Origin of the sequence: Rhodohalobacter sp. (assembly GCF_041686455.1) — a bacterium.
GTDB lineage: Bacteria > Bacteroidota > Rhodothermia > Balneolales > Balneolaceae > Rhodohalobacter.
Map to the genome: position 1 here is coordinate 1 of NZ_JAWLDW010000089.1, position 11003 is coordinate 11003.

Annotated in this window: 13 protein-coding genes and 1 tRNA gene; 13 read left to right on the top strand and 1 reads right to left on the bottom strand. The window is 38.9% G+C overall.

Annotated elements, in window-relative coordinates; translation table 11 throughout:
• From ACESM0_RS10080 to ACESM0_RS10135, 12 genes are all read left to right on the top strand, one after another.
• Positions 1-589 (top strand): M23 family metallopeptidase (locus ACESM0_RS10080; protein WP_372906091.1); only part of this gene is annotated, 589 nt, incomplete at its 5' end.
• A 42-nt stretch (positions 590-631) separates the two neighbouring features.
• On the top strand, positions 632-1048 hold the full coding sequence (locus ACESM0_RS10085; protein ID WP_372906092.1) for a polymer-forming cytoskeletal protein: 417 nt from the start codon (positions 632-634) through the stop codon (positions 1046-1048).
• The gene (locus tag ACESM0_RS10090) at positions 1049-1261 is read left to right on the top strand and encodes an AtpZ/AtpI family protein (RefSeq protein ID WP_372906093.1); all 213 of its coding nucleotides are present in this window, start codon (positions 1049-1051) and stop codon (positions 1259-1261) included.
• 406 nt (positions 1262-1667) lie between these two features.
• On the top strand, positions 1668-2720 hold the full coding sequence (atpB, locus tag ACESM0_RS10095; RefSeq protein WP_372906094.1) for a F0F1 ATP synthase subunit A: 1053 nt from the start codon (positions 1668-1670) through the stop codon (positions 2718-2720).
• Positions 2721-2753: 33 nt separating this feature from the next.
• The gene (locus ACESM0_RS10100; protein ID WP_372906095.1) at positions 2754-2975 is read left to right on the top strand and encodes an ATP synthase F0 subunit C; all 222 of its coding nucleotides are present in this window, start codon (positions 2754-2756) and stop codon (positions 2973-2975) included.
• A gap of 19 nt (positions 2976-2994) precedes the next feature.
• Positions 2995-3513 (top strand): F0F1 ATP synthase subunit B, encoded by a 519-nt coding sequence (atpF, locus tag ACESM0_RS10105; RefSeq protein ID WP_372906096.1) that lies wholly within the window; start codon positions 2995-2997, stop codon positions 3511-3513.
• A gap of 3 nt (positions 3514-3516) precedes the next feature.
• The gene (gene atpH / locus ACESM0_RS10110; RefSeq protein WP_372906097.1) at positions 3517-4062 is read left to right on the top strand and encodes an ATP synthase F1 subunit delta; all 546 of its coding nucleotides are present in this window, start codon (positions 3517-3519) and stop codon (positions 4060-4062) included.
• A 20-nt stretch (positions 4063-4082) separates the two neighbouring features.
• On the top strand, positions 4083-5699 hold the full coding sequence (atpA, locus tag ACESM0_RS10115; RefSeq protein WP_372906098.1) for a F0F1 ATP synthase subunit alpha: 1617 nt from the start codon (positions 4083-4085) through the stop codon (positions 5697-5699).
• A 3-nt stretch (positions 5700-5702) separates the two neighbouring features.
• Positions 5703-6593: an ATP synthase F1 subunit gamma gene (atpG, locus tag ACESM0_RS10120; protein ID WP_372906099.1), complete on the top strand. Its 891-nt coding sequence runs from the start codon at positions 5703-5705 to the stop codon at positions 6591-6593.
• Positions 6594-6595: 2 nt separating this feature from the next.
• A tRNA-Ser gene (locus ACESM0_RS10125) sits at positions 6596-6680 on the top strand.
• 153 nt (positions 6681-6833) lie between these two features.
• On the top strand, positions 6834-8216 hold the full coding sequence (locus ACESM0_RS10130) for a TolC family protein (protein ID WP_372906100.1): 1383 nt from the start codon (positions 6834-6836) through the stop codon (positions 8214-8216).
• 13 nt (positions 8217-8229) lie between these two features.
• Positions 8230-8814 carry a phospholipid-binding protein MlaC gene (locus ACESM0_RS10135; RefSeq protein WP_372906101.1) on the top strand — a complete coding sequence of 195 codons (585 nt, stop codon included), beginning with the start codon at positions 8230-8232 and terminating at the stop codon, positions 8812-8814.
• Between the two features lie 266 nt (positions 8815-9080).
• Here the strand turns inward: ACESM0_RS10135 and ACESM0_RS10140 are convergent, their stop codons facing one another.
• Positions 9081-10088 (bottom strand): stealth family protein, encoded by a 1008-nt coding sequence (locus ACESM0_RS10140; protein ID WP_372906102.1) that lies wholly within the window; start codon positions 10086-10088, stop codon positions 9081-9083.
• Between the two features lie 201 nt (positions 10089-10289).
• Between ACESM0_RS10140 and ACESM0_RS10145 the strand changes: the two genes are divergently transcribed.
• Positions 10290-11003 (top strand): hypothetical protein (locus tag ACESM0_RS10145; RefSeq protein WP_372906103.1); only part of this gene is annotated, 714 nt, incomplete at its 3' end.

An 11003-nucleotide genomic window follows, 5' to 3' on the forward strand; every position in this document is an offset into this window, starting at 1 on the left:
GTCTTTGCAGGACTCTTTGAATGCCAGAGACACACAATTAAACGATATGAAAGAAATTCTGAGAACAGCTGCAGATACCACACTAGCTATAGAACAAACAGCCGGCGCATTGACCTCCGATGAAAATAACCCAAACGGAGTGTCAGGCTCAAATGTTCAAATGTTTGAAATGCTTTCTGAGAATGAGATTATTTTCTCCGGTTCACTGAATAAAACCCCTGATTTCCCATCTGATTTTCCAGTTGAGGGGAGTATGACACAAGGATATAATGCGGAAGATGGACATTTTGGAATTGATATTGCAGCCGGTACCGGCACGACATTTAAAGCAATTGCAGATGGTACTGTAATGAATGCAGGGTGGACGATAAATTATGGGTATGTTATCTACCTTCAGCACGCAGGCGGAGTAGTAAGTGTTTACAAACACGGTGCAAGGCTTGCAAGGGCTAAAGGAGATTTTGTTTTAAAAGGAGATATTTTGGGTGAAATCGGAGATCGTGGTGTGTTAAGCACCGGATCTCATCTGCATCTTGAAATTTGGAAAAACGGTGTGCCCCAGAATCCCTTAATGTATCTAAACAACTGAATCTGAATTATTATGTTCAACAGTAAAAAAAACAATAAAACCGTGAGCAAGACAACAAATACACAATCTCCTACACTGAACATGATCAGTGAAGGAACGACTTTAGAAGGAACGCTTAACTCTCAAAACGATATCCGTGTAGCGGGTAAGTTGAAAGGTGAGGGGATTACCAAAGGTAAACTGATTGTCACTTCCTCAGGTGTTGTGCAGGGTGATGTAAAAGTTGCTGATGCTGATATTGCAGGTAAAATTGAAGGTACCATTCGGGTAACGAATAAATTAAACCTTCGCGAATCTGCTGTTATCGACGGTGATATTTACACTAAAGCTCTGTTAGTTGAAGAAGGTGCTCAAATTAACGGAGCCTGCAGAATGGGGAGTGATTCTGCTAAGCTGGAGACATCAAAAGACACAGATTATTCAAAAGAGACTGCTGTTAAAAAAAAGAAAGAGAAATAATTGTTTGAGGATCCGAAATTCAAAAAGTATCTCGAGTACTTATCTCTCGGTGGAGAAATAGCCATTGCTTTTTCTGCTCCAATCTTAGCGGGTTATTTTATTGATGTTAAATTCGAAACATCGCCGTGGGGAATACTTTCGGGAATACTTATCGGAGTCTTATTAATGATCAGTATCTTTGTCAGGCTCATAAAAAACTTCAGTGATAAATAGACGTGAATTGAGAGCGGCAATGTCTTTGATGGATCGAAAAATAGTTATATCCACTATAGTAATAGGGCTATTATTTGTTTCCGTGGGTATAATTATTCCAGATAAATTTACTTCGGGCTGGTTTACCGGTTATCTGATTGGAATGTTTACCGTTTTGCTGCATTTGGGAGCGTCCATGTTTTCAAAAAAAACGAGGCTGAAGGACTTTATTTCCAGCTATTTTTTTGGGCTTCTCTTAAGATTTGTTCTTGTACTGGCTCTATTTATTTTAATATTAATTCTCACAAAAATTGATGAATTGAGCTTTACTGTTAGTTTTATAATTTCGTATATTTTGCATTCTGTAAACGAAGTGATACTTCTAAACCAAAAACTCTCAGATTAGTCGGGTAAATTGATATTTAAGATGAGCCGATACTTGCGCCGATTATCCGTAACCATCCTTTTATTACTTGCTATTAACCCAGGTTTGTTGGCTGCTGACACTGAAGAAAGCAGCGAGGGAACATTTGATATTATGGGGAAAGTTCTTGACCACGACTACGTTGAGGTTGTTGGGGTTAAGGTCTATTTGCCCCGTATTTTACTAGTAGATGGGGATTGGTACTTTTATGCGAACACAAAATCCGCATTGGAGTCCGGTGAATTTATGGAAACAGAAGAAGCCGGCTTGGTTCGTTCTGATGGTGCTCAGATAGTACTTGATATGTCTATCACCTCTCACCTTATATATGTTTGGCTCGGTATTATTTTAACTTTGTTAGTTACAATCTGGGCAGCAAGCCGTTACAGACGTGGAGTTGGCGCAGAAAGTGAGCCTAAAGGCGCAATGCACAATATTTTTGAAGTGCTTTTTGTTTTTATACGGGACGATATTGCGAAAGAGTTTATTACGCCTGAGAAGTATCGGAGGTATGTTCCATATCTCTTCTCTGTTTTTATGGCTATCATGTTTATGAATCTATTCGGTTTGTTGCCATGGGCTGCGTCGGCTACTGCTGACTTGACCGTTACGGCAACACTGGCAGGTATAACATTTTTTGTTACACAATTTAGCGGCACAAAAGATCACTGGCGACACGTTTTTGCATTTCCCGGTGTGCCCGGTTGGTCGCGAATTATTTTGACGCCGGTAGAGATATTAGGGCTTTTCACAAAGCCATTTGCACTTGCTATTCGTCTTTTTGCAAATATGCTGTCCGGTAAAATCATGATTGTTAGTATCCTTGGATTGATCTTTATCTTCACGGATATGTTTGGGGCATACGTTGGAGTAGGATCAAGTATATTTTGGGTGTTACTTACTGCAGCGCTTTATTTTCTTAAGGCGTTGGTTGCCCTGATTCAAGCTTATGTATTTACACTTTTGTCAGCTGTATTCATTGGAATGGCTGCGGAAGATCATCATCACGAAGACGACGATACAGCTGTTGCACATGCGCAGACTGTCGAAGTCTAAATTAAACACTAATAACAAAACATATATTTAATTATGGGTTTTTTAGCAGCAGGCCTTGGAGCCGGAATCATTGCACTTGGAGCCGGATTTGGAATCGGAATTATCGGTAAAAGTGCCACAGAAAGTATCGCAAGACAACCAGAAGCGGCCGGAGATATTCGCGGTGCCATGCTTTTGACTGCCGTATTTATTGAAGGTGTTGCCCTGATTGGTGCAATTGTATGTATCATTCTTGCACTCGGTCTTGGACAATAATTTATAAAGGACCAGCATTATGTATTATTTCTTAGCGGGTGGGGGAGGACTCCTTTCATTCAATACAGGTTTTGCCATTTGGGTACTAATCTCAACAGTGGTATTTCTTATTGCAATGCAAAAATACTTGGTTCCCCCCATCATGAAAGCACTAGATGAGAGGGAGAATCGAATAAAGGATTCTCTGGAATCGGCTGAGAAGGCAATAGCTAAAGCTGAACAGATCTCGAAAGACAACGAGAAAGCTTTAAAGGAAGCTGAAGTTCAGGCTCAAAAAATACGTAAAGAAGCAATTGAAGACGCAGAGCTATTACGTTCCGAGAAGATCGAGAATTCCAGAAAAGAAGCTGATAAAATAATTCAAGACGCGCGAACTGCTATTGAGCAGGAGAAAAAGAACGCTATGATTGAATTAAGAAAAGAAGTTTCAAGCCTGGCAATCGAAGCAGCATCAATGATTATTGAAGCAGAACTCGATGAGAAAAAAAATAAAAAGCTTGTAGAATCATTTCTCAATGATCTCAATAAGAAAAACTAACTGATGATATCTAAAGCGGCAAAACGCTACGCCATTGCATTACTTGATATTGGCATTGAGTCAAATAAGCTTGATGAAATAAAAGAGGATATGATTCTTCTGGATCAGTCGATTGAAGAATCACGGGATCTGAAATTATTTCTTAAAAGCCCTTTGATAAAAAAGGCCATTAAAAATAGTGCTCTAAAAGAGATATTTGAAGGTAAAGTTCATCAGATGACTATGAATTTGATTGAACTGCTTGTGGAAAAAAATCGTGAACAATTACTTCATGATATCACTGCCTCATACGTCTCACTTTATAAAAAACATCACGGCATTATTGACATTGAGGTTCAAACAGCATTTGAACTGAGTGATCAGGAAGTAAAAAAGCTTAAAAATATATTAGAGTCATATACCGGTAAAACAGTTCAAATGGATTTGTCTATTCATAAAGAACTAATAGGTGGGCTCACAGTTCGAATCGATGACACTATTTTTGACGGTTCGGTGAAGCATAAATTAAGTCAGCTGGAAAAATCTTTTTCAGCTGCTTCAGTAGAATAAAAAATTATTTAGGATAACAAATGAGTCAAGTCAAACCTGACGAAGTTTCGGCTATTTTAAAAAAACAACTTACAGGTTTCAGTAATGATACTGATACCTATGATGTTGGTACTGTATTGGAAGTGGGTGATGGTATTGCACGTGCATACGGACTTTCCAAAATTCAGGCCGGTGAATTGGTGGAGTTACCTGATTCAAAAGACAGAGATGGTAATCCTGTTCGAGGTATGGTACTTAACCTGGAGGAAGATAATGTAGGTATTGTACTCTTTGGTGCATCTGATTCTGTTGAAGAGGGGCATACTGTAAAGAGAACAAAAAATATTGCTTCTCTATCAGTCGGTGACGGTCTTTTGGGCCGCGTTATAGATCCTCTTGGTCGACCGCTGGATGGGAACGGAGCCATCGCAGGAGATACTATAAACCTTCCTCTTGAAAGAAAAGCCCCAGGTGTTATTTATCGTGAACCTGTAACAGAACCGCTTCAAACAGGTATTAAAGCGATTGACTCTTTGATACCCATAGGCCGTGGTCAGCGTGAGTTGATTATTGGTGACAGACAAACCGGTAAAACTGCGGTTGCTCTGGATACAATTATTAACCAAAAGTACACCCAGGATACTGATAAACCGGTATACTGTATATATGTGGCTGTTGGTCAGAAAGGCTCTACTGTTGCTTCTATTGTTAATACACTGAAAGAGAATGGTGCACTTGACTACACAGTTGTTGTTTCGGCACCTGCCAGTTCTTCTGCGCCGATGAGATATATTGCTCCATTTGCGGGTGCAGCCATCGGAGAGTATTTCCGGGATACCGGACGTCACGCCTTGGTTATCTACGATGATTTATCAAAACAAGCAGTAGCTTATCGTGAATTATCACTATTGCTTAGAAGACCACCGGGACGTGAAGCATACCCTGGTGATGTATTCTATCTCCACAGTCGGTTGTTGGAGCGCGCTGCAAAAATCATTGACAATGATAGCGTAGCGAAATTAATGAATAACGTGCCAGAAGAGTTAGCACCAGATTTGAAAGGCGGCGGATCCTTAACAGCACTTCCGGTTATTGAAACACAAGCCGGAGACGTTTCTGCATATATTCCGACTAACGTTATTTCTATTACAGATGGTCAGATCTTTCTCGATACTGATCTGTTTAATTCCGGTGTTCGTCCGGCGATTGATGTTGGTATTTCAGTTTCTCGTGTAGGTGGATCTGCTCAGGTAAAATCGATGAAAAAACTATCCGGTACTTTGAAGCTGGATCTTGCACAATATAGGGAGCTTGAAGCATTCGCTAAGTTTGGATCGGATCTGGATGCTACTACACAGAGGCAGCTTAAACGTGGTGAACGTACCGTTGAGCTTATGAAACAGGGAGAATACAAACCACTGCCTGTTGAGCAGCAAATTATTTTGCTTAAAGTGAACAATGAAGGTCTGTTTGATAAACTTGCAGTTGATCAAATTCGAAAATTCGAAAATATGTTCCTTGAAACAATGGCAGCTAAATATTCTGATCAAATGAAAACATTAGCAGGTTCCGGTGTACTGACTGATACATTTGGGGCAGAAGTAATTAAAACTGCAGAAAGTACAATTGATCAACTTTTAGCGGCTTCTGAGGAGTAATACATGGCTAATCTGCGCGATATACGAAACCGGATTTCATCTATTGAGAATACTCAGCAGATTACTAAAGCTATGAAAATGGTAGCTGCGGCTAAGCTGAGGAAAGCTCAACAGCGTATCATTGCGACCAGACCGTATGCGAAAAAAATGCGGAGTGTGGTTTCAAGATTGATTAACGGAGTTGAAAGTGATAATCCAATTCTTCGTAATCCCGAAGAAGTAGATTCTGTTCTAATAATTGTAGTTGGATCTGATCGTGGTTTGTGCGGTGGATTTAATAATAACCTGTTCAAACTGGTGGAACAGAAAATTAGTGAAGACTTCTCAGACTACCTTAGTGAGAATAAATTGGATCTTATTACAATTGGCCGTAAAGCTGATGGTTTCTTCAAAAAGAGAAACTATAATGTAGTCGATTCTTATGTAGGTTTCTTCGATGATTTGAATTACGAAACCACAATGAATATTATGAGTGAAGCGACAGAAAAGTTCATTAAAGGCAGATATGATAAAGTTTTGGTTTCCTTTAACGAATTCAAATCTGTAATTTCTCAAAACCGTTTAGTGGATGAAATTTTACCTCTGAAAACGGATCAATTTGAGGAAGAAAGTTCTTCAAATCTTAATGAAATTGACTATATTTACGAGCCTGATGACAAGGCAATTCTCGATGAGTTGCTTCCCGTACATTTAAACATGCAGTTGTGGAGAGCCGTGTTGGAATCTAATGCTTCTGAACAGGGAGCACGAATGACAGCGATGGACAACGCTACTGAAAATGCAAAAGAGATTAAGGATGAGCTTAAATTGAAGTACAATCAAGCTCGACAAAGTGCAATTACGACCGAGATTTCAGAGATTGTTTCTGGTGCTGCGGCACTTGAAGATGCATAAACGGAGGGATGGCAGAGTGGTCGAATGCGGCGGTCTTGAAAACCGTTGAGGCGCAAGTCTCCGGGGGTTCGAATCCCTCTCCCTCCGCTTTATTTTCAAGCCTCTTTAACTTAGATTAAAGAGGCTTTTTTTGTTTTGAATCGTTAATGTTCAGTGATCTGTTTTAACAGTTAAGTTCAGTAAATAAAATAGCCTTTAGTTCGTTGTTTATTGTGCTTTAAATAAATAGAAATAATTATCGTGCAAAGAATTCTATATATCAGCTTTTTACTTCTCACCTTCTTAATTACGTCTGCTCAGGGACAAGATACATTAAAAGTTAATTTACAGGAATTTATTGATCGCGGCCTTGAGAGATCCGGTCAGGTATCGTATGAAAGACATTCAGTGAGTATGTCTGAGAATCGTGTTCAACAGGCCCGAAATCAGCGAATACTACCAAGAGTTCAATTTAATTCCCAGCACGGTGTAGTACCAGGTGTGAAAAGTGAAGTTGAAGGACTTTCGGAAGGAGAGTTCTATTTAGATCCGAACCTTGAAAATGACTGGGAAGACTGGGCCATTTTTACTCGTGCAGAGATTAGTGCTGTTCAACCTATATACAGTTGGGGAGCCATTGATAATGCCATTGCAGCAGCTGAAGCCGGCGCTCGTGCCGCAGAATTTCAGTTTAGTGCAGTAAATGCTGAAGCTGAGGTTCAGCTATTTGAGCTTTACTACAGTTACCTGCTCGCCTTCGAAGTAAATAGAATTTTAGCTGATGCAGAAGAGCAGGTAGACAGGGTAGAGAGCCAGATTGAGCAAATGCGGGAAGACGGTGACCCTGACCTTAAAGAAGCCGACGTTTTTCGATTCGAAATTTTTAAAACTGAATTTGAAACTCAAAAATCTGAAGTAAAAGAGAGCCTGGCTTCCATTACCCGTATATGGAACTATGTGATGGGAGGTAGTGAAGATGTCATATATGAGCCGGAAGAGAGTTTTCTTGACCCAGTAGCATTTGATCTTAAACCCTATGATTTTTATCAGCAGACTGCTGTAGAGAACAGACCGGAGCTGAAGGGTGTGGATGCAGGAATTGAAGCCAGGGCCAAGGGAAAAGAAGCCGTAAAGGCACAACAGTTTCCGGCTCTGTTCCTTGGCATATCCGGTAGTTATGCCAACACCCCCAATCGACCGAGACAGACAAATCCGTTTATTATTAACAATACTAACTATTCATCTGCTGCTGTGGGATTTGGTATACGCCAGAATTTAAACTTCAAATCAATAAAAAATCAAATGGATCGGGCCGATATCGAGTACAACCGAGTTCGTGATTTGAAAGACGCACTGATGGATGGCATTTATCTTGAGTTGAATGAAACGTATAGACAGGCATCGGTTGCTGAAGTCCGGGCTAATCAAACGGATGAAGCTCTTTCTACGGCACGCAATTGGGTTCGCCATGAACAGCTAAATTATGATATTGGCTTTGGTGATGTAGAAGAACTACTGAACGCGATGCAGAAAGAGTTAGAATTACGAGTAGAATTGAAACAAAATGTATTCGATTTGAATAAAAAAGTAGCGGAACTTTATAGGGCTTCTGGAATTACAGTTAAACAATTGAGTATAAATTAATACAGGGTAAAGAATGAAAACTATCATCACACTTTTATTTTCCACGATTCTTTTTCTGAATGTAGGTATTGCACAGAACGGAGCCGATGAGATACAGCAAATGTTGAATGAGCGCGATGCAGAGATTAAAGAACTTTTGGGTCCGAAAGGTAATGACTATACCCAGGAGCAACGCGACAGACTGAAAGATATCATCAATGACGTGATTGATTTCAGATCAATGTCGGAAACGGCACTTGGGGATACATATACAGAAATATCTGAAGAGGATCGTGAAGAGTTTGTCTCACTTTTCTCAACAATTATCCGTGATAATTCGCTGAACAGACTGGATATTTATCGTGCAGAAGTTACTTACAATGACATCACTGTAAATGATGGAACTGCTAATGTTAAAACTACGGCACAAATGGATAATGTAAGAACCTCCGTTGACTATGACATGGAGCTTCAAGACGGTGAATGGCAAATAACCGATATGAGTATTGATGATGTCTCTACAGCTGAATCTTATCGCAGACAGTTTCAAAGTATTATACGGGAGCGTGGATTTGACGCACTTCTTGAAAGCTTAAGGCGAAGAGCAGCCCGGGCATAATCGAAAATTTTAATCATTTTTACTTAAAGCACTTAATGGATTCATTGGGTGCTTTTTTAAATTGATTTTAATTCCAAGTACCTGAATACTTAGACATTCCACTTTGCTCGGAACGTAGATAGTTCTCTTTTTTTACTAAATATTTAAAGTCTAATCCATGAAGAAATCTGCTCATATCAAGATTAAAATCATGCAGAATATCCTTTAGGGGAAGATAGATACACCTGATTCACGAACTAAATAAACCGGCTTACGTACGTTTATAATTATTTTAGAGGCGGAATTATTTGGTTAAGCAGATCGCGAATATTTTTTTGAGATTGTTTTCCTAAAGACTCAAAACCCTGGAGGGATAAGAACTTGATCTCTCCATTTTTTATACGTTCAACTTTTTTTCTTATCGTGAATTTGATGTCTGTCTCTCCATTTATCATGAGGGCATCGTCGGGTGGAATCACATTTGCCGAATTTTTTTTAAACTCCAGATGATTGGCGAGATATTGAATAGTATGTTGATTTGTACTTCGAAATGGGTATTTAATATTCTCCTCAAAAATCTTAGGATTACTTTTATAGAAATCCTCCACCGTTTTTAAATGAATAGGGTGGGGTACATGAGGGCTGTAAAAATATTTCTTTTTAAAATCGGCTAGTTTAGCTGATCTGATTTGAATTAAAAGGTTTAGTGACCTTGTAATCCCTAAAAATTTCTTAACCAACCTGCTGAATAGATTATTTAATTTTATTCTGAGCGGACTATAAGAGATCATTTTCCGCCACTCTCCACGCAGAACAACTTTACCATTTTGAAAAAAATCACTCTTATTTACGGGCGAACAGAGAATAAAATCATCATTCAGATAGATGAAATTTTCAGATAGATCAGGAATTCTCCAAATTGCGGTTTCAATGGTCAAACTGTTAAAAGTCGGTAATGCCCATTCATAGGATTTGAAAATCTCTTTATGATCTACAATGTGTATACCGTACTGTTGTTGAATCTCCGGAGTTAAAAAGTCGGGAACCTGATTATCAGTAACTATATATATATTCCTGATCCAGGGTGCGTATTTACGCAGGGAAGCTACACAGTAGTAAAGTTCACCGTTATCCAGGAATCGAGTTTTAAGATGCCCAGTTGATAATTTGTTTGAAATTTTGTCATTTAAGCCACTAAGAGCGTTTACTCGTTTAGCTTTATGAGACGGATCATTTCCATCGACCCACGTAATAACGGCGTCTACATCAAATGATGAACGATTATTGTAACCCATTTAAAAATTAAAATACCTGTTATTTTAGAAGTACGGAATTCAGTGTTAATAATTTTATAATATAAAGATCTTTCAGAAGACAATTTTGATGCAGACCTTTAAGACTTATCACTAAAATCACGAAATGAGGATTAAATAAACCATACAATATCCCTGAAAAAGTATTAGACCAGATATTGAGATAGACTCTTTGAATACAAAATGGCTGAAATAAAGAAAAAGAAAGAAGGATATGTATACACTTCCTATGGAGACCAAAAATATCTGCGTCATGTATTAGCCAGTGTTAGTACGCTTAGGAGATACGATAAAAGCAGACCGGTTACCCTTTACTGTTCAGATGAGCATATTCAAATTTTAAAGAAGAGTGACCTTTCAGATCTATTTGATCAAATTGAAATTCTTCCTTCAAAAAATCGGTCTATTACAGGTTTTAAACACAATATTTACCAATTCATGCCATATGAAAAAAACCTGTATATGGATAGTGATATCGTATGGTGCAAAAATCCAAAATATTTATGGAAAAGACTCGGAACCTATAGGTTCACAATTTCAGGAAATCACATTGCAGACGGATTTTTTGGTGGACCGAAAGGAATTGGAATTATAGCTGATATAGTTCTGCAACGTCGCAAAAAAACGTTGGAAAGGTTTGGATTAACCTACCTCAACCGAGTTCAGACCGGTTTGATGTATGCAGCTGATAAAGATATAACCCAAAAGGTATGTGAAACGGCATCAGACTTTCTCTCAAAGTGTGATGAGACTCATTTCAGAAGCCGTAAGAGTGAAACAGGGAGAACTCAGGAGACTTGTGAGTGGAGTCTGGGCATGGCGCTGTCAAAACTTAGAATTCCGATTTTACCTTGGTTAAATGGCTATGAAAGTCCGCAGCTTGACTATATAGAGGAT

Excerpts from the sequence above, each read along its gene's own strand:
- atpG (WP_372906099.1), top strand. The coding sequence starts at position 5,703 with ATGGCTAATCTGCGCGATATACGAAACCGGATTTCATCTATTGAGAAT.
- atpH (WP_372906097.1), top strand. The coding sequence starts at position 3,517 with ATGATATCTAAAGCGGCAAAACGCTACGCCATTGCATTACTTGATATT.
- atpA (WP_372906098.1), top strand. The coding sequence starts at position 4,083 with ATGAGTCAAGTCAAACCTGACGAAGTTTCGGCTATTTTAAAAAAACAA.
- ACESM0_RS10135 (WP_372906101.1), top strand. The coding sequence starts at position 8,230 with ATGAAAACTATCATCACACTTTTATTTTCCACGATTCTTTTTCTGAAT.
- atpF (WP_372906096.1), top strand. The coding sequence starts at position 2,995 with ATGTATTATTTCTTAGCGGGTGGGGGAGGACTCCTTTCATTCAATACA.
- ACESM0_RS10100 (WP_372906095.1), top strand. The coding sequence starts at position 2,754 with ATGGGTTTTTTAGCAGCAGGCCTTGGAGCCGGAATCATTGCACTTGGA.
- atpB (WP_372906094.1), top strand. The coding sequence starts at position 1,668 with ATGAGCCGATACTTGCGCCGATTATCCGTAACCATCCTTTTATTACTT.
- ACESM0_RS10140 (WP_372906102.1), bottom strand. The coding sequence starts at position 10,088 with ATGGGTTACAATAATCGTTCATCATTTGATGTAGACGCCGTTATTACG.